Here is a 25,070-nt window from a genome sequence, read left to right on the forward strand (position 1 = left end):
AAAAAACAGAAAAAATTGTAGCCGTACCCAACTTCAATTCGTTATACTTTTAATTGTGAGAGAAACACCATCATAATATCTTAGGGGGAAAAAGAAACATGAAAAAGTTTTTAACAATCTTTTTGGTTGCAATCCTTGCAATCAGCCTTGCTGCATGTGGCAGTAACAATTCTAGCGGAGAGAACACAAACAACAATTCAGGTTCAGACTCTGCTACTGGCGGAGAGCAAATCACTCCAGAAAAAATTGTAATGGGATTTGTACCATCTCAAGAATCCGATACAATTGCTGACACTGTAGAGCCATTGGCTGATCGTTTAGGAGAAGAGCTTGGAGTGGAAGTGGAAGGTCGTGTAATGACTGACTATACTGCTTTAATTGAAGCTATGGGTTCAAATGAAGTTCATGTTGGTTTCATTCCTGCATTTGGTTATGTTTTAGCTAATGAGCAATATGGTGCAGAAGTAATCTTGAAGTCTATCAGATATGGCAGTGGTACATACAAGGCTCAGTACATCGTAAGAGCAGATTCTGGAATTGAATCACTTGCTGACCTTGAGGGTAAAATTTGGGCATACCCTGATGCTGCTTCTACATCTGGATTCCTATTCCCAGCATCTCAATTAATGGACGAGTTTGACATTGCAAGTGCACAAGATTTACAAACTACCTTTTTCTCTGACACGCTTCAATCCGGTGGACATGATACAGCTGCAATCGCAGTATACGAAGGAGATGCTGATGTAGCAACGACTTTCGATGATGTTCGTACTGGATTAGAAGAAGAATATCCTGACATTATGGAAAAAACAAAGGTCCTTGGTTACACGGATGAAATCCCTAACGATACAATCTCTGTAACAAAAGAATTAGATGATGAATTAGTTCAAAAAATTAAAGATACGTTCCTATCTTTTAACGAAGATGAGGACATGATCAAAATCATGAACGAAGTTTACAGCTGGGATGAAATCAGTGAAGCTACTGATGAAGAATACAAAGTTGTAAAAGAAACTTATGAGAAATTCAAAGATTCCATTTCTTTCTAATAATTTTATATGATTTGCAATCTAGGGGGAGGTTGCTTCCCCTATTTTGTTTTGTATGTTAAGAATTGAGGGGGTTTGCAACATGATACAGTTCAAAGATGTTTCCTTGGTTTATCCAAATGGAACACAAGGGTTGAAGAATATTAATGTAACCATTAATGAGGGCGAATTTGTGGTAATTGTCGGCTTGTCCGGTGCAGGTAAATCAACATTTATTAGAAGTATTAATAGATTGGTTACTCCCACTGATGGAGAGCTAAATGTAGACAATGAAAATATACTAACCTACCGTAACAATGACTTACGAAAATTACGAACTAAAGTGGGAATGATTTTTCAGAACTATAATCTTGTAAAAAGATCGAATGTTTTGAAAAATGTACTTGCTGGTCGTTTAGGATATACAGGAACACTACGTTCAACCTTGAATTTATTTAAGAAAGAAGATCTCGCCCTTGCTTATGAAAGCTTGAAGCGTGTAAATATAGAAGAAAAACTATATAACCGTGCGGATGAATTGAGTGGAGGACAACAGCAACGTGTAAGTATTGCCCGTGTTCTGACGCAAAAGCCTAAATACATTCTAGCAGATGAGCCGGTTGCCTCACTTGACCCACCCACCTCTCATCAGGTAATGACGTACCTGAAAAAGATCAATAAAGAAGATAAAATTACAACCATTGTAAATCTTCATTTTATTGATATGGCAATGGAGTATGCAGACCGAATTATTGGCATGAGAGCAGGCGAGGTAGTATTCGACGGTCCGGTATCAGAAGTGTCCGAGAAAACTTTCGAACAAATTTATGGGCGTGCAATTCGTGAAGACGATTTGCGCGGAGGTGTAGAACAGTGAAGCTAGAGGAACAAAAATCCGCACCTTCACTCCTGCCTGCCAAAACGAAAGCCAGAATATCCGTCATATTTGCTGCAGTAATAGGTTTTTATATTCTTAGTACTGTCAAGACCGGAGCTACTATTGGAGATCTGCTGGATGGGATCCCAAATATGGGAAGAGTAATCGTAAAGTTCTTTCCGCCGAATTTCAACGTTTTTGTTCATATAATTGAACCCTTGGCTGTTACCATTCAAATGGCTATTATTGCAACCACTGTTGCAGCCTTTCTTTGTATCCCTTTAAGTTTATTGGCTGCACAAAACGTAACATCTAATAAATTTGTATATACATTTGTTCGTTCTCTATTGAATATTTTGCGTACTATCCCGGACTTAGTGCTTGCAGTTATTTTCGTTGGTTTATTTGGAATTGGGGTTCTCCCTGGTATTCTAGCACTCATTATCTTTTCATTAGGAATTTTAGCAAAGTTAATCAGTGAAACGATTGAGTCCGTTGATATGAATCCAATGGAAGCGATGAGCGCATCGGGAGCAAATACATTGCAAAAGATATCATTTGCTCTGATACCGCAAGTGTTGCCTCAATTTGTTTCATTTGTACTTTATGTATTTGAGATCAATATTCGTGCCTCTGTTGTCTTAGGTTTAGTAGGAGCGGGGGGAATTGGTATTGTATTGAGTCAACAGCTTAAGTTTTACAATTACCCGAACGCGATGTTAATTATACTTGTAATATTTGTTCTGGTCGTAGTTATTGAATACATCTCAACTAAAATCAGGGAGGCGATCGTATAATGGAACTAGTATTACCTCCCAAAAAGAAGAGATCTGGATTAAAAACGCTGAGAAATTGGGGGATTTTCCTTTTTCTTATCGTGATGTATATTTGGACTTTTACAGGAATCGATATTGACTGGGGACGCGCTTTTGAAAGAATGATCAATAACTTCCAACGAGTTATTCCGAAATTGTTCAATCCTGAATGGGCATCTATTGGGAAAGTATGGACTGCAATGGTAGAAACATTATATATTGCGTTTGCAGGTTCCTTAATGGCAGCAATCATTGCTATTCCTTTAGGGTTTATGGCTGCTCAAAATATGACAAAGAGTAAGGTTCTTACTACATTTGGCAAATGGGTCCTTAGTGGAATTCGTGCATTTCCAGATTTGATTCTGGCTATTCTGTTTGTTGTAGCAGTAGGTCCGAATCCTTTTGCTGGTGTACTTGCCATTGCCATCGGATCTACAGGAATGCTTGGGAAATTATATTCGGAAGTATTGGAATCCATTGATATGAACATAGTGGAAGCAATGGAAGCGAGCGGAGCTAATAAAGTTCAGATCCTGTTTCATGGTGTGATACCGCAAATCATCCCTGAATTCTTATCCTATGCTATATATCGTTTTGAGATTGACGTACGTGCTTCAACTATCCTTGGTATCGTAGGTGCTGGGGGTATCGGTACACTTATTCAATTTGCGCAAATGAACCGCAATTGGGAAGAGATGGGACTGATCCTTTTGGTCATCGTAGTGGTCGTTACGATCATTGACTTCCTTTCTGCATCAATCCGTAAAAGAATTGTATAGTCTCAATTACTGTAGGGTTGATCATTATGATCGACCCTATCTTTCGTTCTAAAAAAATTATGAGGTAAAGGAGGCATCCGTTTTGAAGCTTAATTTGACTATATTAGAAACAAGCGATGTCCATGGCTCCATCATGCCTATAAACTATGGGAATAATGAATATACACCACTAGGTCTTGCAAAGGTGTCCACCATCTTAAAAGAAGAGAGAGCAAATGGTGGGCATGTATTAGTTATAGACAATGGAGACCTTATCCAAGGAACGCCATTAACCTATCACTATGTAAAAAAACAAGATAATGAAGAAAATCCTATGATACGTGTGTTAAACCATCTTAAGTATGACGCGGCCGTAGTAGGGAACCATGAGTTTAATTATGGCATGGATGTGTTAAAACAAGCTGTCGAGTCTTGTGATTTTCCGTGGTTGTGTGCCAATATTTTAAATGAACAAAATGGAAAACCTTTTTTAGGAAAGCCATATATCATTAAACAATATGATTCTGTTAAAGTTGCCGTCTTGGGAGTGACAACCCATTATATTCCTAATTGGGAGGACCCATCTCATATAAAAGGCTTAACGTTTGAAGAAGCGTTAAAATCCACGGAAAAATGGGTCAATTTAATTCAGGAAAAAGAAAATCCAGATCTACTTATAGTCAGCTACCATGGTGGGTTCGAAAAAGATCCTGTTACTGGAGAAGTAACGGAAAACCTGACCGGAGAGAATCAAGGCTATGAGATCTGTGAAAAAATAGCAGGTATTGATATCCTCCTCACAGGTCACCAGCACCGTACAATTGCCACAACGATAAATAATGTTCTTGTCCTCCAACCCAGCGTTAATGGTCAAATGGTTGGAAAAGCAACCATTTCCTTTGAAAAGACAGATGGTAAGTGGGAGATTGCGGATAAGAAAGCGGAGTTAATACCAGTAGCACACGTGGAACCAGATAAAAAAGTAATAGAATTAATTCAAGATGATGAAACAGCCACACAAAAATGGCTTGATACACCGATGGGAAAAATAAAAGGCAATATGTTGGTCGAAGATGCACATCAAATTCGCTTAGGCGATAACCCACTAATCGAATTCATCAATAAGGTTCAAATGAAGGTGTCCGGTGCAGATATTTCTAATACTGCTCTATTTCATAATAACTCTCCAGGATTTCCACCCAATGTCACAATGAGAGATATTGTTTCTAATTATATTTATCCAAATACGTTGAAGGTGATTTTGATTACAGGTCAAGATATAAAAGATGCCCTAGAACGATCTGCCTCCTATTTTATGATTGGAACAAACGGTGAGTTAGAGGTGAACCCTACCTTTACCACCCCAAAACCCCAACATTATAATTACGACATGTGGGAAGGAATTGAGTATATATTGGACATTAGGAAGCCAATTGGAGAGAGGGTTGTGAAATTAGCAAGAGATGGGCGTGATATCGACAGGAATCAAGAGTTCGAAGTGGTTATGAACAACTACCGTGCAGGCGGTGGCGGTGACTATACTATGTATCGTGACAAGAGGGTAGTAAAGGATATCCCTATGGACATGTCCGAATTAATTGCTAACTATATTCTTGGAGAAAAGATAATTGAAGCGACAGTAGATCGGAATTGGAAGGTAATATGGAAAGATGAAAACATTTAATAGAACTAGGATTTTACATTTTCTTGAATTTTAATTGACGAATCAAGCCAAGTACTATACCATTAGTCTTAATTCAAGATATTTTAAAAAAAGGAATGACTATTATGGCAGAAAGACACGAGCTCGACACTTCACTAAAGTTATTTATTGTTCTTTCCAGAGCGTTTCGTGCATTGAATGACAAAGCAAACCAATCTATCCAAAGCTTTAAATTGAATCCAACTGAATTTGCAGTGCTAGAACTTCTCTATCACAAAGGCGAGCAACCATTACAGCAAATCGGCGGGAAAATATTATTGGCAAGCGGAAGCATCACATATGTGGTCGATAAGTTGGAAAACAAAGGACTCCTAGTCCGAAAAGCTTGTCCAAAAGACAGAAGGGTAACCTACGCCCAAATAACGGACGAAGGAAAGCAACTACTGAATGAAATATTCCCAAAACACGAACAGCACATCCACACCCTAGTGGACGGCCTTACCCAACAAGAAAAAGAACAAGCCATCCAACTCATCAAAAAACTCGGCCTAAACGCCCAACAAAAGACTGACCATTAATGGTTGGTTTTTTTTGTGGTTTTTTGTTGTGAAAAAAATTCCTTGTGGGGTCAGACCCCACAAGGAATTTCTTCTTTCATGTCGAATACATATAAGGTGAAGTCTGTTTGTAAAGGGGATAATACATATGAGATTTGAAGAGTTTGGTTATACTCGTCCTAATATGGATGAGGTGGAGAAGAGGTTTATGGCTGCTGTAGAGAGGTTTGAGGCGGCAGATTCTGTTGGATTGCAGGAGGAAGCGATTAGGGAGATAAATGATGTGCGGAATCAATTAAGTACAGATTTTAACTTAGTCTATATTCGTCACTCCATTGATACGAACGATGAATTTTATAAAGAAGAGCAAGATTTCCTCGATGAAATCGAACCTCTTACGAAATCTTTAGAAACAAAGTTTTATAAAGCGCTGGTCAAGTCACCGTTCAGAAACGAGCTTGAAAAAAAATGGGGGACACAGCTTTTTGCTTTGGCAGAATGTGAACTAAAGACATTCGATGATGCGATTATCGAAGACCTTCAACTTGAAAATAAACTTTCAACCAAATACTCAAAGCTGGTTGCTTCTGCAAAGATTAATTTTAATGGAGAAGAGCTGACACTGGCTCAATTAGATCCATACACGGAGTCCGAGGATCGTGCCATCCGCAAGCAAGCAAGTGAAGCGAAATTTGGTTTCTTTCAAGAGAACCAAGAAGAGTTCGACGAAATCTTTAACCAACTTGTTAAAGTCCGTACGAAAATGGCCAAGAAGCTTGGCTACGAAAGTTTTGTGGAGCTTGGATATGCCCGTATGACCCGTACGGATTATAATGCGGAAATGGTTGCTAAATTCCGAGATCAAGTAAAAGATTCCATCGTTCCTTTAGTAGAAAAGCTTGCTGAAAGGCAGCAGGAACGTATCGGTATAGATTCCATGAAGTATTATGATGAAGGCTTTAAATTCCAAACAGGTAATGCTAAGCCAAAAGGAACACCTGAATGGATCATAGAAAATGGTAAACAAATGTATGAAGAACTGTCTGAAGAGACAAAAGAGTTTTTCCAATTTATGATTGATAAAAACTTGATGGATCTTGTTGCGAAAAAAGGGAAGGAAGCAGGCGGGTACTGCACCTATATCCCAACCTATAAGGCACCGTATATCTTCTCGAATTTTAACGGAACGAGTGGAGACATTGATGTTCTCACACATGAAGCGGGACATGCATTCCAAGTCTATATGAGCCGTGATTTTGATGTGCCTGAGTATAACTGGCCAACTTATGAGGCATGTGAAATTCACTCTATGAGCATGGAATTCTTCACTTGGCCTTGGATGAACCTATTTTTCAAAGAGGATACAGACAAATATAAGTTCTCTCATCTAAGTGGAGCGATTTCCTTCTTGCCATATGGTGTCGCAGTTGATGAATTCCAACATTATGTATATCAAAACCCAGAAGGAACTCCTGCAGAAAGAAATCAAGCATGGAGAGAGATTGAAAAGAAATACCTGCCGGGCCGTGACTATGATGGAAATTCCTATCTAGAAGCAGGTGGTTTCTGGCAGCGTCAAGGCCATATATATCGTACACCTTTCTATTACATTGATTACACATTAGCCCAAATATGCGCCCTGCAATATTGGAAGCTTTCACAAGAAAATCCTGAATCTGCATGGACCTCCTATTTGGAACTTTGCAAACAAGGTGGTAGCAAATCATTTGTGGACTTAGTTAAATTTGCAGGTCTCCGATCTCCGTTTGAGGATGGTTGTGTAGAGTCGGTTGTCGGCGAGATTGAAAATTATTTAAATGAAGTGAATGATAAAGCATTATAATAGATGAAGCTGTCGTACTCTCCGGCAGCTTTTTCTTTCACTTTTATCGCAAATTTTGTAGAATAAAGGGTATACTTTAACCAAAATAGAATTAAATACTCTTAAAATTATTAGTAAAAATCGGTAAGCTACATAAAGATTTTTATGAAGATACTACTATTAACATTTTTAGTATCAGAAAAGGAAGTGACTGTTATGAAAACGAATGTATTATTTTCCAATGTTTCCACATTAAAAGTATACGGTGATTTCCCATTATCCGTTTCTAATATTTTTTCTGATTCTAGACAAGTAACGACAGATTCAGTATTTGTTTGTATAAAAGGCTACACAGTGGATGGTCACCGCTACATATCTTCAGCAATAGAAAAAGGTGCGAGTGTCATTGTAGTTCAGGATATGCCGGAACAATTGGTGGAAGGAATCTGTTATGTGCATGTTCGAGACACAGAGCGTGCATTAGGTCAGTTGGCAAATGCATTTTTTGATTTTCCATCCACAAAACTTCGCATTGTCGGGGTTACAGGGACAAATGGAAAAACGACGGTTTCAAGTGTCATCAATAATGTAATGAGAAAAGAAGGATATAAAACTGGGCTAAGCGGTACTATTGAGATTGATATTGATGGTGAAAAATTTGAAAGTAAAAATACAACAAGTGACGTTTTAACGATGCAGCGAATGCTTAAAGATATGGTAGAAGCCGGAGTGACCGATGTGGTAATGGAAGTATCATCGCATGGTCTTGTACTTGGACGTCTTGCAGGAGTGGAATTCCAAAACGGGGTATTCACTAACCTAACACAAGATCACCTCGACTTTCATGGAACGATGGAAAATTATAAAAATGCCAAAGGACTGCTTTTTGCACAATTAGGTCAAGACATGCGCAAAGACAAAGCAGCCATATTAAATGTGGACGACGCTGCAACCAAGGACTATGTTCAAATGACAGGTGCTAGAATCATCACCTACGGAATTAAAAATGAAGCCGATTTTAAAGCGAGAGAGATACAATTTTTTGAAAATAAGACAAGCTTCGTACTTGAAACAAATTTTGGTGAATTCGAGTTGGAGATCCCATTTGTTGGAGAGTTTAATGTGTATAACATTTTGTCTGTCATTTGCGTTCTATGGGACAAGGGCATGCCGTTTGAGCGAATCTTGAACCATTTAAGAGAGACTACACCACCAAGCGGAAGAATGCAGACACTTGAGACTGGTGACAAGCGAAATGTCATCATCGATTATGCCCATACGGAGGATGCAATTGGCAAAGCGTTGGACAGTATCCGCATGTTTTCTAAACACAAAATTATTTCCATTATCGGCACAGGTGGTGGAAGAGACAAAGATAAACGTCCTAAGATGGGCAGAATAGCAACTGAAAAGTCGGAATATGTAATCTTTACTACAGATAATCCGCTGGATGAACCTGGCGAAGAAATAGTCCAGGGAATGGCTGAAGGGGCCGTACATGAGAACTTTGAATGTATTCCTGATCGCGAACAAGCAATCATCCGAGCAGTTGAGATTGCAGGTGAAGGGGACGTCATCCTTATTGCCGGTAAAGGTCATGAAAATTATCAGCTGATTGGAAACGAATCCGTTCCATTTGATGAAAAAGAAATTACGCTTAAAGCAGTAAAAGCCTTTCCACTAACAGAAACCATTCCTACAACATAGAAAAAGGATATAGGCTGACTAGAAGATAGGCTCACTTAATTACAAAGTGAGTCTCTCGTCTGGTCATCTTTTTTTGGGAGATTATCGTTATTTCTTTGGAAGTATAAAGTCGAAATATACAGGGGATGGAAGATAAATGGGGAAAAAGTTAGTGGTTTTCATGTCTCTTCTTTTGGTTACAATGGGGTGTGCATCAAACGTAAATACAAGTGTAACTGAACAGAATAATCATAAGAGCAACGTGGTTCAAGAAGAACCACAAGAAGAAGTTTCAGCAGAAGAAATAAATGAAAATACAGATAGTGAAAGACTAGAAGTAGACAAACAAAAACAGGAGCTAGAGAATCTCACATTAGAAGTAAATGGAAAAATGTATGGTGAATCGTCGCAATTTTCCGAGTATGTTACAGGAGTTAAAACAAGGCTTAATACAGAGGAAAAAGTCATAGCCCTCACTTTGGATGCATGCGGCGGTGAAAATGGAAGCGGATATGATGAAGAATTAATAACCTTCCTAATCGAAAACGACATTAAAGCAGATCTTTTTGTCAATGCTAGGTGGATTGATGAACAGTATGAGGCCTTTGTGGAGCTTGCAGCAAACCCCCTTTTCACCATCCAAAATCATGGTACAGAACATAAGCCGCTTTCTGTCACTCCTCGGAGTGCATGGGGAATCTCGAGTACTTCTTCTCAAGAAGAGATAGTAGATGAAATAATGGAGAATCAAATGAAAATATTTGAGATAACAGGAGAAATCCCGCAATATTTTCGCTCGGGAACGGCATTTTATGATGACACAGCCGTCCAAATTGCAGAAGACTTAGGGGTTCAAGTGGTAAACTTTAATGTCATTGGGGATGGTGGCGCAACTTTTACAAATGAGGAAGTATCGCAGGAAATGTTAAAAGCACAACCAGGTTCCATCGTCATTTTACATATGAACCAACCACAAAGTGAGACTGCAGAAGGAGTTAAAGATGCAGTGCTGGTATTATTGGAACAGGGTTTTAGTTTTGTTCATTTAAATGAATTTGATTTAGAGTAGATTACAGTTTTGTAACAAATGGTTGGAAATCACATATTGAGAAGACAGAGGGTCACGATAAGGGTGGGAGGTTAGTATCGTGGCTTGTATGTTTCATGTGGTATTTTCCATTGTGTTGCTTTTTAATGTTTCGGCGTGTCAATCGAAAACCAAGGTGGAGAACGCCAATTCCATCATGAATGAAAAAATTATCCAAAAGGAAATAGTGGATGGCATTATAGATCCGGATAATGAATGGAGGGAAACGTTTAGTTTGTTGACCCTTCAAGGTTATACGAGGTACAACTTGATTTTTATCGGAAATTCAGCGCATTCCAAGATGAAGTTTTATATACCTGAATTCAAAAGCAGAGGCTTTCGCTTTTACAGAAGAGGACTAGGACTCGACCTGAACAAAGAACTAGACATTTAGGTGAATAACGATTGTCCTTTTATAGCATAAAACAATAGTTAGTGGTTAATCGTCGCTGTTCCTTTCCGCAAATGGCTTCGCTTTCCGCGGGACGGTGCTTGAGCCTCCTCACATCGCTTTTGGCCACTGAAAAAGTCTTTGATGTTAGATTTTTTTAAGACACCGCTGTTAATTTCCGCAAACGGCTTCGCTTTCCACGGGGCGACCTTGAGCCTCCTCGGCTACGCCCTGCGGGGTCTCAACATTGTCGCTACTCCCCCGTAGGAGTCTTCGCCTATTGCTCCAATCAACAGCTATAAATTATCCAAAAGATTGGTTACTAGGTTTTTCAGTGGCCTCCAACGCTTCAGGGGTCTCAACCTACCGTTACTCCCCCGCTGGAGTCTAAGCCATTTGCTCCAACTAAGCGATGCCTACATGCTTATTCAGTTAACTAGGGTTCGTATTGTTTTCGAACCATTAGATAAATGAAGCCACCTTGTTGATTGTAGTGGAAGGCGCGTAGACGCCCGCAGGCAAGCGAAGCGCCTGGAACGGAAATCAACTGGATCTTATAGTTTTATATCATTCAAAAAAGACTGCCCGATATGGACAGTCTTTTTTTAGGTTATTTACCGTTTACGCCGATTTGGTTATCTGTAACATCTACATGGATGGTCGCAAGAGCCTCGCCATCCAATAGCAGGTCTGTAATGGGATCTTCGATATGCTCTTGAATAATTCTGCGTAATGGTCTTGCACCAAATGCCGGGTTATAACCAAGCTCAATCAGTTTTTCTTTTGCCGCTTCTGAAATTGTAAGTTCACAATCACGTTCTTGGCTCAGCATTACGGATAACTCCCCAATCATAATATCCACAATCGCCAATAAGTGATCTTTTTGTAACTGGGAGAACTCGATGATACTATCAAAACGGTTTAAAAATTCAGGTTTGAAGTAATTGGATAAGCTTTCGATAACGGATCCCGTTTGAGGCAAGTTCTGTTTTTCAAAGCCTACGGAGATTTTCTTATCCATCACACCTGCATTACTTGTCATGATGATAACCGTATCTTTGAAACTTACGGTTCTTCCTTGACTGTCCGTAAGTCTTCCATCTTCCATCACTTGCAAGAACAGATGGAGAACGTCCGGATGAGCTTTTTCCATCTCATCCAGCAAAATAATGCTGTAAGGGTTTCTTCTCACTTTTTCTGTTAGTTGTCCCGCTTCTTCGTGCCCGACATAGCCAGGAGGGGAACCGATTAGCTTGGAAACTGCGTGCTTCTCCATATACTCACTCATATCAAAGCGGATATAAGCATCTTTCGTTCCAAAGAGCTCTTCAGCCAGTGATTTGGTCAATTCGGTTTTACCTACCCCTGTAGGACCAACAAATAAGAATGCACCGATTGGACGCTCTTTTCTTTTCAAGCCAGCACGGCTTCTGCGGATCGCTTTTGCAATTTTGTTAACAGCTTCTTCTTGACCAATGACTTTTTGGTTCAGGTTTGTTGCAAGGTTTTTAAGCTTTGCCTGTTCATCCGCCTGCAGTTTACCAACTGGTATTCCTGACATCTCTTCCATGATGAGTTGAATGTCTTCCAATGTCACCTGACCACGCACAGCATCCGTTTGATCGTTGGAATTTCTTTTTTCTTCAAGCTCTTCCTCTTCGTCTCTTAATTTGGCAGCAGTTTCGTAATCCTCCTTCGATAATGCGGCCTTTTTTTCTTCCTCAATTTGAGTCAGACGAGCATCAATCTGCTCCAAGTCAATCGTATTTAGCGTTAGATTTTTTCTAGAACCTGCTTCATCTAAAAGATCGATTGCTTTGTCTGGTAGGAAACGATCTTGAATGTAGCGGTGTGATAATTCTACGCATGCCTTAATGGCATCTTCAGAATAAGAAACTTGGTGATATTCCTCATATTTTGATTGAATACCTTTGATGATTTTTAATGCCTCATCCGTAGAAGGCTCTTTCACAGTTACCGGCTGAAAACGGCGTTCAAGTGCGGCATCTTTTTCAATTTGACGGTATTCTTTTAAAGTCGTTGCCCCGACCAATTGGAGTTCGCCACGTGCCAATGCAGGTTTTAAAATGTTACCAGCATCCATAGAACCTTCTGCAGAGCCGGCACCAACTATAAGGTGAAGTTCATCTACAAATAATATGACGTTCTTTCTTTTTTGTAGCTCTGCAATTACTTGTTTAAGACGTTCTTCAAATTGACCGCGAATACCTGTGTTTGCGACAAGGGAGGCTACATCAAGCAAATAAATTTCCTTGTTTTTTAATTTGGAAGGGACATCGCTTTCAACAATTTTCAAAGCTAGTCCTTCCACGATGGCAGTTTTACCTACACCTGGTTCCCCGATCAAAACAGGGTTGTTTTTATTTCTTCTATTTAGAATTTCAATTACACGTTTAATTTCTTTATCACGGCCAATGACAGGATCAATAAGCCCTGTTTTGGCAATGTTGGTTATATTTTTACCTAGCTCATCAAGAATGCTTTCACCTTTTTTGCTTCCTATTGGTGGGTTTTGCGCTTTCCCGTTTATGTGGCCTTCCTCATTAGGGGAGCCATTTCCAAAAGGGAAGTCAGAGAAAAAACCGTTTGGAGTCGGTGATGTCATTTGTGCTCTTACTTCCTCAAAGCAGGAAGAGCATAAGACAAGTTGTGTCTGCTCGTTATTAGAGCGAAATTTAAATTGAATGGTTGCGTTATTTACTTCACATTTTTGACATTTCATCATTCTGCTACCTCCTCATATTGGTGTGAGATGCTCCATTGTTTTGAAAGGGAAACATGTCACCTTTGATAAAAGTTTGACTTATTTTGACCTTTGTAGGTTGTATGGATATTATACTTTGACCTTTTTTGACTTTCAAGTAGTTTGCTTTCAGGAATTTAGTGGAAGCAGAAAGTTATGTTGAAAAGTTCAGAATATTGTATTGACTTTAGTGCTTTCCAGTTGCTATAATTGCAAAAAGTTTTAGTAATAATTATTTCTCTTTAGAAATATCGTAGATTATATAACTATTATGTTTTAACGTATTAACCAACTAAATAACTCTTATCCAGAGTGACTGAGGGATCAGGCCCGATGAAGTCCGGCAACCTTCAAGAATTTAATTTCTTGAGTTGGTGCTAATTCCTGCAGGCGAAGTAGCCTGAGAGATAAGAGGAGGATTTTTAAACCTCTTCTTAGGAAGGGGTTTTTATTTTGTTGAAAATAGAAAATTGGAGGAATGTAGGATGACAAAACCAAATTATGATGTGGAAACAGTATTATTGCACGGAGGACAAACGCCAGACCCGACAACAGGTTCAAGGGCAGTCCCTATTTATCAAACAACCTCCTATGTTTTTGACAACACGGATCACGCTCAAAATCTTTTCGCGTTAAATGAATTTGGCAATATATATACTAGAATCATGAATCCGACTGTAGATGTGTTAGAAAAAAGACTGGCTCTTTTAGAAGGAGGGGCAGCTGCTGTTGCGACAAGCTCTGGAATGTCAGCAATAGCGTTTGCCATTTTAAATATTGCGCATGCTGGAGATGAAATTGTTGCAGCGGAAAATTTATATGGGGGCACCTATAATCTTTTTGCTGTAACACTGCCTAAGTATGGAATTAAGGTGAAATTCGTAGATGCAACAGACCCTGAGAATTTCCGCAATGCCATTACACCGAAAACGAAAGCGATATTCGGTGAGATTATTGGAAACCCGAGCTTACGCGTACTGGATGTAGAGGCAGTAGCAAAGGTCGCTCATGATAACTATATTCCGTTGATCATTGACAACACCTTTGCTTCCCCTTACCTTTGCAATCCTATCAAGTGGGGAGCAGACATCGTTGTTCACTCTGCCACTAAATGGATTGGCGGACATGGAACAACCATTGGCGGTGTAGTGGTGGATGGGGGGAACTTTAACTGGGACCATCCAAACTTCCCTGGATTCACAGAGCCGGATGAGAGCTACAACGGAATCAAGTATGCACAGACTTTTGGGAATCTTGCATTCGCTGTTAAGCTAAGAGTCCAACTATTAAGAGACTTTGGAGCGTGCTTAAGTCCTCAGAATGCATTCTTACTTTTACAGGGACTTGAAACCTTGCATTTACGAGTGGAAAAGCATAACGAGAATGCCTTGGAATTAGCAAAGTACCTAGAAGACCACCCTGCAGTAGAGTGGGTATCATATCCTGGACTACCAAATCACCCGGCACATACACTTGCCAGAAAATATTTGGGTAAAGGTAATGGATCCATTGTAAACTTCGGAATTAAAGGTGGGAGAGATGCAGGGAGAAAGGCGATTGACAGCATTAAACTTTGGTCCCATGTGGCAAATGTAGGGGATGCAAAATCTTTGATTATTCACCCGGCTTCCACCACACATCAGCAGCTATCGGGTGACGACTTAATCAAGTCCGGTGTAACGGAAGATCTGATTCGCTTATCTGTCGGAATTGAATCACTAAAGGATCTGAAACATGATTTAGATCAAGCACTTTTCGTTGCTACCGGAAAATCCAAACAAGCTGCAGTCAGTCAAAACATATAGAAATGAGTGGGCATTTGTGAGCTGTCAAACGGAACATACCAATAAGGTATCGATCGGAACGCTGCTTTTAGAAAACGGAAAAAAACTCCCTGATGTGGAGATAGCATATGAAAGAAAAGGAAATCCAACGGGTGAAGTGATTGTCATATGCCATGCTCTATCAGGAAATCAGGTTTCTGTCGGTTCAAAAGAAAACCCTGGTTGGTGGAATGAATTTATCGGACCTGATTTATATATCGACACGAACAGGTACCAAGTTATTACGTTGAATGTTCTTGGCGGTTGTAGTGGCAGTACAGGGCCGATAAGCATAAACCCTGAGACAAATAGAAAGTACGGCGCAGCCTTTCCTACCGTGACAATCAGAGATATGGTGCATTCTCAGTTTAAAGCCTTGCGAAAGTTAGGAATTGATCGTGTTAAGGCTATTATCGGGGGATCGCTCGGTGGAATGCAGGTGCTTGAATGGGGACATTTGTATCCTAACTTCACAGAAATCCTCATCCCAATGGCGGTGACCCCTTATTTTACAGACTATGCCTTGGCATACAATTCAATTGGCCGGCATGCGATAAAATCAGATCCTCTGTGGGATAACGGAAACTATCCTGATGGGACTCTTATTAAAGGGATGGAGATAGCGAGAATGGTAGGGTTGGTCACATACCGCTCGGAAGGCTTATTTAATGACCGGTTTAACAGGGAAAGGAAAGAAGGAGTTGATATAGAATATCAGGTTGACTCCTATTTAAAATACCAAGGCCAGAAATTTTCTAAACGTTTTGATGCAAACAGCTATCTTATTCTTCTTCAGGCAATGGATCAATTTGATCTAGGGTTTGAAAGAGGAGGATGGGAAAAAGCGCTTGAGAAAGTGAAAGCAAAAGTTTGTATGCTCAGTTTTTCCGGGGATCTTCTTTACCCACCAACTTTAGCAGAGGCATTTTTTAAAGAACTAAAAAAACGCAATAAAAATGCGGCCTATGTACAAGTTGAAACTAGGTTCGGGCATGACGGGTTTCTTGTGGAATTTGAAAAATGGGGACATCATGTCAAAAACATATTAGAGAAAAAGGAAGTGACAGAATGTCTCATTTAAATATTGCCATCCTAGGGTTTGGTACAGTAGGCAAAGGCGTTCATTATTCCATTAAATCTCACCAAGCAAGGTTAGAACAGGTATTGGGGAAAAGTGTGAATGTGGTGGCAATCCTTGTGAAGAATCTAGAGAAACATGAACAATCTCGTGAGGATGGAGTTTTACTTACGACAAACTTCGAAGAAATTTTGAATATTGGGGAACTGGATGTAATAGTAGATGCTATTGTGGGCTGTGAGCCGGGACACACCTATTTAACACAGGCATTGGAAAAAGGAATTCATGTGGTGACTGCGAACAAGGAAATGTTTGCTCATCATGGAGAGGAACTTCTTGCCCTAGCCAAAAAGAATGATGTTACGGTAGGGTTTGAGGCAACAGTAGCTGGTGGTGTACCTGTAATACAAACCTTGAGGCAACTTTTGCAGGTGAATCGTGTTCGAAAAGTTGAAGGTATCTTAAATGGAACGTCCAACTTTATCTTATCAAGCATGAGAAAAGATGGTCATACTTTTGAAAAAACCTTACGAGCTGCACAAGAAAACGGTTATGCAGAAGCAGATCCATCTAATGACATTGAGGGGTATGATGCCTATTACAAGGGTGTTGTATTGAGTCAGCTTATCTTTGGGGAAAAACCAGAGGAGCAGTCAACCATACGCAAGGGTATTACAGACATTACTGCAGACTATGTGGAAAGTGCGGATGAACTTGGATTACGCTTCAGGCATATTGTTACGTTATTTAAAGGACAAAAAGGAGTTCAGTGTAAGGTGGAGCCGGTGTTGATTTCTACTGAACACCCATTTTATCAGGTCGATGGAGTGCAAAATGCGGTTTCCATAGAGACTGATCTTGTTGGTAATGTTCAACTGCAAGGACCTGGAGCGGGTATGTACCCAACAGCTAGTGCTATTTTAGAAGACATTATCCAGATTAGTCGCCCTGTTAACTCAGAGCCAGCTTACGTAGTGTATCAGGAGGAAGCTGCAAACTCTTCTAAGTGGGTACTTTTTAATAAGAATAAAAAATTAGAAGTTCCTTATGATATCAAAGTTTTAGCTCGTCTATCTGATAGAGCGGCTGTCGTTGAAACAGAAGAAGTGGAAAGGATTCTTTTAGAAAACCCATTGCTGGCCTACTTTGAACTTAAAGGTAATTATCAACATAGGGTTGAAAAAGTTAACGTATAATCTAATAGCTCGTACAATTCTCTCTTCTTTCTTTCCAGCTTGTCTCATATATATGTGACAAGCTGGTTTTATTTTGGTGGAATGCTTAAGGGAGAAGAGGGTGTGGCAATCGTGAAACGCAGCTGGCTTAGTGCTTGTCAAATAGGGGCGGTGTATGTAGGCACCATTGTAGGTGCGGGTTTTGCTACAGGGAAAGAAATTGTTCAGTTTTTTACGCAATACGGGTGGATCGGATTAATTACGATACTTATGAGTGGGTTTTTATTTATTTGGCTTGGGACAAAGATGATGCTGATTTCCAAGAGGATCAAGGCAAATTCCTATAAAGAGTTTAATGAATATTTATTTGGTATGTCTGCGGGAACGGTTGTCAATCTCTTTATGTTGGTCATTTTGATTTGTGTGGGAGCAGTCATGCTTTCGGGGGCTGGTGCAGTTTTTGAGGAACAACTCGGATGGTCATTTCAGCTCGGTTTGCTCCTAACGGTTGTACTTTCTGTCTGTGTGGTTCTTTTTGGTGTAAAAGGATTGGTTGGGGTTAATGTTATTGTGGTTCCGGTTATGATTATTTTCAGTTTTATCATTGCTGGAAACTCCATTGCAGAAAATGGGTTATCTTTTTTGAGCCTGGACCCTGTAAAGGACAGTTTAAAGGGTTGGTTGGCACCGTTTATGTATGTGTCATTCAATCTAGCAATGGCACAGCCGGTTCTTGTTCCGCTGGCAACGGAAGCAAAGGATGATTGGGTCATTAAACGTGGCGGGTTCATTGGGGGACTTGTCTTGTGTTTTATTTTATTGACGTGTCATATATCAATTGCTTCGCTTCCAGAGTTTCATACGTTTGAGATCCCGATGGCGGAAGTGGTGAAGTTGAGTATGCTTTCGTTTTTTGGCATTTATGTTTTTGTGATTTATGGGGAGATATTTACATCGGTTGTTAGTGATATTTTTGGGTTGCAGCGGCAGTTGGAGAGTATGTTGAATGTGTCGCGGTATTTGGTGACGGTTGTGTTGGTGAGTATTATTTATATGATTAGTCAGATTGGGTATGGCAGTTTGATTGAGCATTTGTATCCGTTTTTTGGGTATGTGAGTATGGCGTTTTTGGTGTTGTTGGTGGTGAGGAAGTGAGGGGGATATGGATAAACTCCCTGTTGATTTCCGCAAATGGCTTCGCTTTCCGCGGGGCGACCTTGAGCCTCCTCACTTCGTTGCGGGGTCTCAACAATGTCGCTTCTTCCCCCGCAGGAGTCTACGCCATTTGCTCCAATCAACAGGGTGGTTAGGTATCTTCAACGGATATTTTACTAACCGGCTCACTTCCTCAAAAAACTCTTATCGTACGAATGTAGCGACGATGGCAACGATTGGGATGGCGGTCATTAGGACGTTGCCGATTAGGAAGAATGTCATAAGTTTTTCTTGCAGTGCGGGTGCACCGCTGACAAGTTCATTCTTTTTTATTAAGTTTAGAATAAAGTTCACTAGTACACTCACTGCCACAATTGTAATTGGGATGAATAAGTTAACAGTGGAATCCATCAATGTCATAAAGCCGAAGACAATAAGGATAATTGGAAGTGCTTCAATGACAGCTACATAAATGAAGAATCTAGATTGGATTTGTCCAAAGGTTTCTGGCTCTAACACAAGTTTCTCCATACTGGAGCGTAAAACAATCGAGATCCCAAAGCTTGCAATTACAGCGGCTATAACAAATAAATACAAAGCATCCATGATATTTCCCCTCCTGAAATACATAATAAGTATTTATTTTACCTTATAATTTCCAAAAGGGATATCAAAAGTTTAATGGGAAAATAACAAGTAACCATAAATTAAATACAAGGTGGGAAATGATGACAAGAGTAAGGGAGTTCTTCCATACATATAAGGCACCCCAAACAACACCTGCCGTTGCTGCTGCGGCGACCAACATGGGATTGCCTGTCCACGTGTGAGCCAATGCGTACAAACATGCCCCTGCTATAACCCCTACTAACATGCCGTATCTATTTACTAGTTTAGATTGAAGATATCTTCTCCAGAAAATTTCCTCTCCTGGAATAATAATTAGAACCAACATTAAGTAATGCCACCAACTACGTGGGCCTACAATCAAATATAATTCTTCCACAAACGTAATGAGCGGAAAGGGAAGTACTTTCAGTATTAAGTAAGCAACTAAAAATACCCCATATAAGATCGTCCCTGTTAAGATTCCATACGAAATATCTTGTAAAGAAAAAAGTCTGTTATTAAGACGAGTAAATCTCTTATCTTTCATACTTACTAAAATAAGGATGAATAGCGAGACAGGAAACAGCATCCAAAAATAATCTGTTAGCAAAAAGCTAATAGCAAGTAAGAAGTTTGCTAAAACTAAAAACGAAAGAGTCTTTTTCATATTATTTACTCCTAATTATGTGCTTGACCTTATTTTAACAGGAAAGCTTCTTATGATAAACGAACATACTATCAAAGAAACACTTAAATTATGTAAGGAGATGGAAGCATGACACAATCAAAAAGCCAACAAGAAAGACAAAGAAAAGTGAGAAAGCAATCGCAAAATGAACACGGTAAAGTGAAGAGTTTTGAACAACTAGCAGATGAAGCGGGGAAAAATAAATAATTTATTGTTGCCGGTCATTCCTTCCTATAGGGATGACCTCTATTGTTATATGAGCTAGGGGTATATTGTAGGGGTTATAAAAGCATACTATTGGAAGATATTACAGAAATGAGGCTTAGAGTATGGGGATTCAGCATGAAAAAAAGAGATATGTTGCCATCTTAAGTCCTTATACTACAAGTATTTTGCATTATCGCAAGCCCTTTGTCGTGGCTTGGTGGGGTGCGGTATTTCCAGGGTTTGGACACTTTATGTTATCGAAATATTTAACAGCATTTATTTTAATTACATGGGAAGTCGTAATTAATTCATTGGCTCATTTAAATGAAGCTATATACCTCTCTATGACAGGGAGGTTTGAAGAAGGAATTGCTGTGTTAGACCAACATTGGATCATTTTATATGTGTGCATGTATGTATTTTCTATTTGGGACAGTTACCGCCTTACCATAGAAATGAATAAACATTATACGTTAGCTTATCATGAAGGTTTTCCGTTACTCATCAAGAATACATCTTCTATTGAGATTAACGTCCTTGATAAAAAGAACCCATTGCTTGCGATTATTTGGTCTTTATTGACTCCTGGGTTAGGAAATCTATATGTAACAAGAGTCTTGTCTGTTATTTTTGTTTTAACATGGTGGTTGATTATTACATATCAAGCAAACGTATTTCCAGCCATTCACATGACACTGGTCGGAAATTTCCAAGGAGCTACCGATATTTTAGTACCGCAATGGTTTTTATTCGTCCCGTCAATTTATTGTTTTGCCGGTTATGATTCCTATGTGAGTGCAGTGGAGCTCAATAAATTTATTGATAAATATATATCAAGAGAATTAAAAGAAAAATACCAGGATATTCAGTTTAAAATGCCGATATAGAAAAGAGCTGGAAAGTAATGTACATTTTCGCGACATTTAAATACAACATGGAAATGGAACTTACATTACGTGAATTAGAAGAGCTGGGACTAACGAAAGAGCATATCTTAGTTGTTCCGCTCGATAAGATTAAATATCAAACGAAAGCGATTGACTCCATGCATCGTTCAGATGGGAGGAGTTTAATCGATCTAGCTGCTATCTTTGGAATCATCTTTATGCTTTTAGGGGTTATTTATGGGTATATATTTTATCTCGGTCCCATTCTCTGGGGACTTTTCGGACTAGTATTCGGTGGTGTGTTCGGTTTTTTAGTTGATTATTATTTTACTAAAAAAAGTGAAAAAGCACTTAGGAAGCGTGGATCAGATGCGGACATTATCGTTATGATTCAATGTCCAAAAGATCGTCAGGAAAGAATTGAGGATATATTGTGGAATAACATGGTGCTGGGTGTCGGAATTTTAGAAAGGTAAAACATTATATAGTTAAAAAGCCAATCCCAGGAGAGAGGGATTGGTTTTTCGCTTTTATTCCTTTAGAAACTTTATATCCAAACACGTTCAAACTCTTTTCCATGTCCGAGGGAAAAACAGAGTTCTTTCAAACATCTATTCAAGCGTTCTTTTTCCAGTTCAAAATATATTTCGTCTTTAATTGATTCTATTGTATGTTTTGTATATTTCCAAATGGACTCTTTTCGAAATTCAGGTGAATGATCTGAGATAATCTTTAGTACGTGAATAATAGAAGTAATAACATCTATATCTGTTTTCCCATAACGAATGATAGGGGAGAACGCAATATCAAGATAATCAAAAAATTCCGGTGTTTTGACAATCACTCGCAAGTTTCTATACTTATCGTTGAAATAGGGTTGTGGCCCTTGCATAGATGCCAGTTTTGAAAGTAGAGTTCCAAGTTGCTCGATACAGTGAACTGCTGTGCTTGGATCGTTAATGCCAGACGAAAGCGCCCTTACTCCGATTTCATTTACTTTTCGAATACCAAATTCCACATCTTCTAAAGGTGCTCGAGCTATGGAGACAGTTATTAAAGCTCGGAAGGAATCTTTATCAATCTTTTTTCCTGACCCCCAGACGGAAAGAAGCGGTGTATGCTCATTGATATAATCCCCTTGTTGCCGTTCGACACGGACAATGCAATCTGAATCATAAGCTTCTTTAACCAAGGCATCGACATCAATGTACTGAACATAACCAGGCTCTTTGCTCATGATAGTGACTGGTTCCTTTGTAGAAATATCCTGACTTTCCCAGTCATCCCATGGCGCGTCGTGAATGGAGGCATCACTTTCTTCAAACAATTCTTCCATGCATTCCATCGTTTCTACGGTGATGTTATGGAGTAAATTACTCACTTGGATCCACGTGGTGACATGCTGGATGAAGAAGACGAATACAATTAAGCAAAGAATAGCAATTGCAACTGCAAATGTAGGAACAAGGAATAGCTGATCTTCTGTCGTTTCTTTTAAAAAAAGGAGTAAAATAATGCAATAAATAAATCCTGCTGTAAATATTCCGAGTACCCTCTGGGTGGAGTGGTCCGTTATGAAGTTTTGCAATGCCCGTGGAGAAAATTCAGAAAGGTAGGTGGTCAGCACCACTAAGATGGTAGAGAATGTAATGGTGGTCATCGTTAATAATGACGATGCAATGGAGCTGAGAATGATTTGAGACAAATTGATGTCTGAAAGAAAAATGGCTGGTATTTGATTCTCTGCATCTATAGATGAAAGTAAGTAATTATCAAGAAATAATGTCCCGATTGCCAGGAAGAATGCAAATGTCCCATAAAAAGAGGGTAAATACCAAAAGCTTGTTCTCATACGTAAAAGACTAGCTGAACGTGCCATGCTTAACACTCCTTAAAAAATAAGTACTCTAGAAGAAAAAGTAGAAACTTGAAAGAAAATATGTTATAGTAACAAAGTTAAATTGAATAAAGTCTTACGCCGATAATGGTGTCAGGAGAGGTTCTAGCAAATACCCTCTATAAAAAACTAAGGACAGATACCAAACTATATTCCTTAGGATATAGTTTTTTTATTTTCTCTGATGTTATGCGCTAGCCTCCATTATTTTTGGTTAGCGTTTTTTGTATGACTATAGATATAGATGATTAAAGGAGTGAAGACACGATGAAGCAAAAGGAAAAAGCGATGGTCGTGTTCAGTGGCGGGCAGGACAGCACTACTTGCCTGATTTGGGCAATGAAGGAATTTGATGAAGTGGAAGCTGTCACATTCCATTACGGACAGCGACATGAACTAGAGATTGATTGTGCAACAAGTATTGCAAAAGAACTTGGAGTAAAACACCGCATTCTTGATATGTCCCTTTTAGGACAATTAACACCAAATGCCCTTACTAGAGATGATATTGAAATAGAAGAAAAAGAAGGTGAATTGCCAAGCACGTTTGTAGACGGAAGAAATTTGCTATTCCTTTCCTTTGCAGCTGTAGCAGCAAAGCAGATTGGTGCGAGACATATTGTGACAGGAGTTTGCGAAACAGACTTCAGCGGGTACCCGGATTGTCGAGATGTTTTTATTAAATCCATGAATGTGACGTTAAACCTTTCTATGGATTACCCATTTGTCATTCATACTCCTTTGATGTGGTTGAACAAGGAAGAAACATGGGAATTGGCAGATGATCTTGACGCATTAGACTTTGTAAGGACAAAAACATTGACTTGCTATAATGGGGTTATCGCAGACGGATGTGGTGAGTGCCCTGCGTGTAAACTGAGAAAACGTGGATTGGATGACTACCTTGATAAAAAAAATAAAGGGGTTGTGTCCTCATGATGCAACAAATTTACCCACAAGTACAACATGATTTCTGCTATGAGTTAAACAAGGATATGCAAATAGCAGCAGCACACTTTGTTCCAACAGATGCAGCAGGGAAATGCAGACAGCTACATGGACATACTTACTTTGTCAATGTGACAGTGGCAGGAGACGATTTGGACGAGGCAGGCTTTCTTGTTAATTTTCAAGTATTAAAAAAACTTTTGCACGATAAATTTGATCACACAGTCTTAAATGATCATAAAGACGTCTTCAATGACCAGGATCCGAATTTTTTCCCCACAACAGAAGTGGTCGCAAGAACGATGTGGGAAACGATAGAAATGCATTTGGAGACTCTTCCTTCCAAACCTACCTGTCTTCAAGTGTATGTAAGGGAAACGCCGACAAGTTATTGTATTTACCGTCCTAAGAAGGGGAAAAAGTAATGAGCAGTCTAATTCCAGTTCTTGAAATATTCGGCCCTACCATCCAAGGAGAAGGGATGGTCATTGGCCAGAAAACGATGTTCGTCCGAACGGCTGGTTGTGATTACCGCTGTTCATGGTGCGATTCCGCTTTCACATGGGATGGCAGCGCAAAGGATGACATAGTGATGATGTCACCTGAAGAGATTTATGAGCAGTTGGTTGAAATAGGTGGGAAAGCCTTTAATCACGTAACTATCTCTGGAGGAAACCCAGCCCTTTTAAAGAATATCGGGGAACTTGTACAACTCCTTCATGAGAACGATATTAAGGTGGCGCTTGAAACACAAGGAAGCAAATGGCAGGATTGGCTAACGGAAATAGATGATCTAACCATTTCTCCAAAACCGCCAAGCTCCGAGATGGATACCAACTTTTCTATACTTGGTGATTTGTTAGAAAGAGTTAAAAACAGTAGTGTTTCTCTAAAAGTAGTGGTATTTGATGAGGACGATTTGACTTATGCGAAAAAGATCCATAAGTTATATCCGGATGTAGCTTTTTATGTACAAGTAGGAAATGATGATACAACCACAGAAGATGATCAAATGTTAATCAGCAAATTGTTGGCTAAGTATGAGTGGTTGATTGATCAGGTAATGAATGATGATGAAATGAATAATGTCCGCGTGTTGCCGCAATTGCACACACTAGTATGGGGCAATAAGCGCGGAGTTTAATAAAGGAGAGA

24 protein-coding genes and 2 riboswitches are annotated in these 25,070 nt (G+C 39.4%); of the genes, 20 read left to right on the plus strand and 4 right to left on the minus strand.

Annotated features, from left to right (window positions below; all coding sequences use genetic code 11):
- The first annotated feature begins 98 nt into the window (after window positions 1-98).
- The 10 genes from B4U37_RS07850 to B4U37_RS07895 all read left to right on the plus strand — a co-directional run bounded on the left by B4U37_RS07850 (window position 99) and on the right by B4U37_RS07895 (window position 10,687).
- The gene (locus tag B4U37_RS07850) at window positions 99-1,049 is read left to right on the plus strand and encodes a phosphate/phosphite/phosphonate ABC transporter substrate-binding protein (RefSeq protein WP_088017781.1); all 951 of its coding nucleotides are present in this window, start codon (window positions 99-101) and stop codon (window positions 1,047-1,049) included.
- Between the two features lie 82 nt (window positions 1,050-1,131).
- Window positions 1,132-1,905, plus strand: coding sequence for a phosphonate ABC transporter ATP-binding protein (phnC, locus tag B4U37_RS07855; protein ID WP_010193183.1), 774 nt, complete (start codon window positions 1,132-1,134; stop codon window positions 1,903-1,905).
- On the plus strand, window positions 1,902-2,702 hold the full coding sequence (phnE, locus tag B4U37_RS07860) for a phosphonate ABC transporter, permease protein PhnE (protein ID WP_088017782.1): 801 nt from the start codon (window positions 1,902-1,904) through the stop codon (window positions 2,700-2,702). Before phnC ends, phnE (B4U37_RS07860) begins: the two co-directional genes overlap by 4 nt.
- Entirely contained in the window at window positions 2,702-3,499 is a 798-nt protein-coding gene (phnE, locus tag B4U37_RS07865; protein WP_010193189.1) for a phosphonate ABC transporter, permease protein PhnE, read from the plus strand. Before phnE (B4U37_RS07860) ends, phnE (B4U37_RS07865) begins: the two co-directional genes overlap by 1 nt.
- A 133-nt stretch (window positions 3,500-3,632) precedes the next feature.
- Window positions 3,633-5,162 carry a bifunctional metallophosphatase/5'-nucleotidase gene (locus B4U37_RS07870; protein ID WP_245840089.1) on the plus strand — a complete coding sequence of 510 codons (1,530 nt, stop codon included), beginning with the start codon at window positions 3,633-3,635 and terminating at the stop codon, window positions 5,160-5,162.
- A 104-nt stretch (window positions 5,163-5,266) separates the two neighbouring features.
- The gene (locus B4U37_RS07875) at window positions 5,267-5,719 is read left to right on the plus strand and encodes a MarR family winged helix-turn-helix transcriptional regulator (RefSeq protein ID WP_010193191.1); all 453 of its coding nucleotides are present in this window, start codon (window positions 5,267-5,269) and stop codon (window positions 5,717-5,719) included.
- Window positions 5,720-5,846: 127 nt separating this feature from the next.
- The gene (locus B4U37_RS07880) at window positions 5,847-7,541 is read left to right on the plus strand and encodes a M3 family oligoendopeptidase (RefSeq protein ID WP_088017784.1); all 1,695 of its coding nucleotides are present in this window, start codon (window positions 5,847-5,849) and stop codon (window positions 7,539-7,541) included.
- Between the two features lie 144 nt (window positions 7,542-7,685).
- On the plus strand, window positions 7,686-9,227 hold the full coding sequence (locus B4U37_RS07885; RefSeq protein WP_087942035.1) for a UDP-N-acetylmuramoyl-L-alanyl-D-glutamate--2,6-diaminopimelate ligase: 1,542 nt from the start codon (window positions 7,686-7,688) through the stop codon (window positions 9,225-9,227).
- Window positions 9,228-9,363: 136 nt separating this feature from the next.
- Entirely contained in the window at window positions 9,364-10,275 is a 912-nt protein-coding gene (locus tag B4U37_RS07890) for a polysaccharide deacetylase family protein (RefSeq protein WP_088017785.1), read from the plus strand.
- Window positions 10,276-10,354: 79 nt separating this feature from the next.
- Window positions 10,355-10,687, plus strand: a complete 333-nt coding sequence (locus B4U37_RS07895; protein ID WP_088017786.1) for a hypothetical protein — start codon at window positions 10,355-10,357, stop codon at window positions 10,685-10,687.
- 607 nt (window positions 10,688-11,294) lie between these two features.
- Here B4U37_RS07895 and B4U37_RS07905 read toward each other — a convergent pair.
- On the minus strand, window positions 11,295-13,427 hold the full coding sequence (locus B4U37_RS07905) for an ATP-dependent Clp protease ATP-binding subunit (RefSeq protein WP_088020216.1): 2,133 nt from the start codon (window positions 13,425-13,427) through the stop codon (window positions 11,295-11,297).
- 321 nt (window positions 13,428-13,748) lie between these two features.
- Window positions 13,749-13,862: riboswitch (SAM riboswitch) on the plus strand.
- A 71-nt stretch (window positions 13,863-13,933) separates the two neighbouring features.
- Here B4U37_RS07905 and B4U37_RS07910 point away from each other — a divergent pair.
- From B4U37_RS07910 to B4U37_RS07925, 4 genes are all read left to right on the plus strand, one after another.
- Entirely contained in the window at window positions 13,934-15,253 is a 1,320-nt protein-coding gene (locus tag B4U37_RS07910) for an O-acetylhomoserine aminocarboxypropyltransferase/cysteine synthase family protein (protein ID WP_088017787.1), read from the plus strand.
- A gap of 16 nt (window positions 15,254-15,269) precedes the next feature.
- Complete coding sequence (gene metX / locus B4U37_RS07915; RefSeq protein ID WP_088017788.1) at window positions 15,270-16,352, plus strand: homoserine O-acetyltransferase MetX; 1,083 nt, start codon at window positions 15,270-15,272, stop codon at window positions 16,350-16,352.
- Window positions 16,340-17,545 (plus strand): homoserine dehydrogenase, encoded by a 1,206-nt coding sequence (locus B4U37_RS07920; RefSeq protein WP_088017789.1) that lies wholly within the window; start codon window positions 16,340-16,342, stop codon window positions 17,543-17,545. Before metX ends, B4U37_RS07920 begins: the two co-directional genes overlap by 13 nt.
- A gap of 81 nt (window positions 17,546-17,626) precedes the next feature.
- Window positions 17,627-18,679: a YkvI family membrane protein gene (locus B4U37_RS07925; protein ID WP_088017790.1), complete on the plus strand. Its 1,053-nt coding sequence runs from the start codon at window positions 17,627-17,629 to the stop codon at window positions 18,677-18,679.
- 204 nt (window positions 18,680-18,883) lie between these two features.
- Here B4U37_RS07925 and B4U37_RS07930 read toward each other — a convergent pair whose 3' ends face one another.
- Both B4U37_RS07930 and B4U37_RS07935 read right to left on the minus strand, forming a co-directional pair.
- On the minus strand, window positions 18,884-19,285 hold the full coding sequence (locus B4U37_RS07930; protein ID WP_010193216.1) for a hypothetical protein: 402 nt from the start codon (window positions 19,283-19,285) through the stop codon (window positions 18,884-18,886).
- 64 nt (window positions 19,286-19,349) lie between these two features.
- Window positions 19,350-19,955: a CPBP family intramembrane glutamic endopeptidase gene (locus B4U37_RS07935; RefSeq protein ID WP_088017791.1), complete on the minus strand. Its 606-nt coding sequence runs from the start codon at window positions 19,953-19,955 to the stop codon at window positions 19,350-19,352.
- A 108-nt stretch (window positions 19,956-20,063) separates the two neighbouring features.
- Here B4U37_RS07935 and B4U37_RS22355 point away from each other — a divergent pair, with 108 nt between their 5' ends.
- From B4U37_RS22355 to B4U37_RS07945, 3 genes are all read left to right on the plus strand, one after another.
- Entirely contained in the window at window positions 20,064-20,183 is a 120-nt protein-coding gene (locus B4U37_RS22355; RefSeq protein ID WP_010193219.1) for a DUF6254 family protein, read from the plus strand.
- Between the two features lie 122 nt (window positions 20,184-20,305).
- Window positions 20,306-21,070, plus strand: coding sequence for a hypothetical protein (locus B4U37_RS07940; protein WP_088017792.1), 765 nt, complete (start codon window positions 20,306-20,308; stop codon window positions 21,068-21,070).
- A 17-nt stretch (window positions 21,071-21,087) separates the two neighbouring features.
- Window positions 21,088-21,546: a hypothetical protein gene (locus B4U37_RS07945; RefSeq protein WP_034774361.1), complete on the plus strand. Its 459-nt coding sequence runs from the start codon at window positions 21,088-21,090 to the stop codon at window positions 21,544-21,546.
- Between the two features lie 71 nt (window positions 21,547-21,617).
- Here B4U37_RS07945 and B4U37_RS07950 read toward each other — a convergent pair whose 3' ends face one another.
- Complete coding sequence (locus tag B4U37_RS07950) at window positions 21,618-22,949, minus strand: DUF2254 domain-containing protein (protein ID WP_088017793.1); 1,332 nt, start codon at window positions 22,947-22,949, stop codon at window positions 21,618-21,620.
- A 111-nt stretch (window positions 22,950-23,060) separates the two neighbouring features.
- Window positions 23,061-23,106, plus strand: a riboswitch (PreQ1 riboswitch).
- 128 nt (window positions 23,107-23,234) lie between these two features.
- On the opposite strand from B4U37_RS07950, the gene queC reads away from it, so the two are divergent.
- The 3 genes from queC to queE are packed head-to-tail and all read left to right on the plus strand — an operon-like array spanning window position 23,235 to window position 25,059.
- The gene (queC, locus tag B4U37_RS07955) at window positions 23,235-23,906 is read left to right on the plus strand and encodes a 7-cyano-7-deazaguanine synthase QueC (protein WP_088017794.1); all 672 of its coding nucleotides are present in this window, start codon (window positions 23,235-23,237) and stop codon (window positions 23,904-23,906) included.
- The gene (queD, locus tag B4U37_RS07960) at window positions 23,903-24,340 is read left to right on the plus strand and encodes a 6-carboxytetrahydropterin synthase QueD (RefSeq protein WP_088017795.1); all 438 of its coding nucleotides are present in this window, start codon (window positions 23,903-23,905) and stop codon (window positions 24,338-24,340) included. Before queC ends, queD begins: the two co-directional genes overlap by 4 nt.
- A complete protein-coding gene (gene queE, locus B4U37_RS07965; protein WP_088017796.1) occupies window positions 24,340-25,059 on the plus strand; it encodes a 7-carboxy-7-deazaguanine synthase QueE in 720 nt (239 codons plus the stop codon). The genes queD and queE overlap by 1 nt, the downstream gene beginning before the upstream one ends.
- The last annotated feature ends 11 nt before the right edge of the window (window positions 25,060-25,070 follow it).

This window comes from Sutcliffiella horikoshii, assembly GCF_002157855.1.
Classification (GTDB): domain Bacteria; phylum Bacillota; class Bacilli; order Bacillales; family Bacillaceae_I; genus Sutcliffiella_A; species Sutcliffiella_A horikoshii_C.

Excerpts from the sequence above, each read along its gene's own strand:
- B4U37_RS07875 (WP_010193191.1), top strand. The coding sequence starts at position 5,267 with ATGGCAGAAAGACACGAGCTCGACACTTCACTAAAGTTATTTATTGTT.
- queE (WP_088017796.1), top strand. The coding sequence starts at position 24,340 with ATGAGCAGTCTAATTCCAGTTCTTGAAATATTCGGCCCTACCATCCAA.
- B4U37_RS07925 (WP_088017790.1), top strand. The coding sequence starts at position 17,627 with ATGCTTAAGGGAGAAGAGGGTGTGGCAATCGTGAAACGCAGCTGGCTT.
- B4U37_RS07870 (WP_245840089.1), top strand. The coding sequence starts at position 3,633 with ATGCCTATAAACTATGGGAATAATGAATATACACCACTAGGTCTTGCA.
- B4U37_RS07885 (WP_087942035.1), top strand. The coding sequence starts at position 7,686 with ATGAAGATACTACTATTAACATTTTTAGTATCAGAAAAGGAAGTGACT.
- queC (WP_088017794.1), top strand. The coding sequence starts at position 23,235 with ATGAAGCAAAAGGAAAAAGCGATGGTCGTGTTCAGTGGCGGGCAGGAC.
- B4U37_RS07890 (WP_088017785.1), top strand. The coding sequence starts at position 9,364 with ATGGGGAAAAAGTTAGTGGTTTTCATGTCTCTTCTTTTGGTTACAATG.
- B4U37_RS22355 (WP_010193219.1), top strand. The coding sequence starts at position 20,064 with ATGACACAATCAAAAAGCCAACAAGAAAGACAAAGAAAAGTGAGAAAG.
- phnC (WP_010193183.1), top strand. The coding sequence starts at position 1,132 with ATGATACAGTTCAAAGATGTTTCCTTGGTTTATCCAAATGGAACACAA.
- B4U37_RS07920 (WP_088017789.1), top strand. The coding sequence starts at position 16,340 with ATGTCTCATTTAAATATTGCCATCCTAGGGTTTGGTACAGTAGGCAAA.
- B4U37_RS07950 (WP_088017793.1), bottom strand. The coding sequence starts at position 22,949 with ATGGCACGTTCAGCTAGTCTTTTACGTATGAGAACAAGCTTTTGGTAT.
- phnE (WP_010193189.1), top strand. The coding sequence starts at position 2,702 with ATGGAACTAGTATTACCTCCCAAAAAGAAGAGATCTGGATTAAAAACG.
- queD (WP_088017795.1), top strand. The coding sequence starts at position 23,903 with ATGATGCAACAAATTTACCCACAAGTACAACATGATTTCTGCTATGAG.
- B4U37_RS07850 (WP_088017781.1), top strand. The coding sequence starts at position 99 with ATGAAAAAGTTTTTAACAATCTTTTTGGTTGCAATCCTTGCAATCAGC.
- B4U37_RS07905 (WP_088020216.1), bottom strand. The coding sequence starts at position 13,427 with ATGAAATGTCAAAAATGTGAAGTAAATAACGCAACCATTCAATTTAAA.
- B4U37_RS07880 (WP_088017784.1), top strand. The coding sequence starts at position 5,847 with ATGAGATTTGAAGAGTTTGGTTATACTCGTCCTAATATGGATGAGGTG.
- B4U37_RS07930 (WP_010193216.1), bottom strand. The coding sequence starts at position 19,285 with ATGGATGCTTTGTATTTATTTGTTATAGCCGCTGTAATTGCAAGCTTT.
- B4U37_RS07935 (WP_088017791.1), bottom strand. The coding sequence starts at position 19,955 with ATGAAAAAGACTCTTTCGTTTTTAGTTTTAGCAAACTTCTTACTTGCT.
- B4U37_RS07910 (WP_088017787.1), top strand. The coding sequence starts at position 13,934 with ATGACAAAACCAAATTATGATGTGGAAACAGTATTATTGCACGGAGGA.
- B4U37_RS07945 (WP_034774361.1), top strand. The coding sequence starts at position 21,088 with ATGTACATTTTCGCGACATTTAAATACAACATGGAAATGGAACTTACA.
- B4U37_RS07940 (WP_088017792.1), top strand. The coding sequence starts at position 20,306 with ATGGGGATTCAGCATGAAAAAAAGAGATATGTTGCCATCTTAAGTCCT.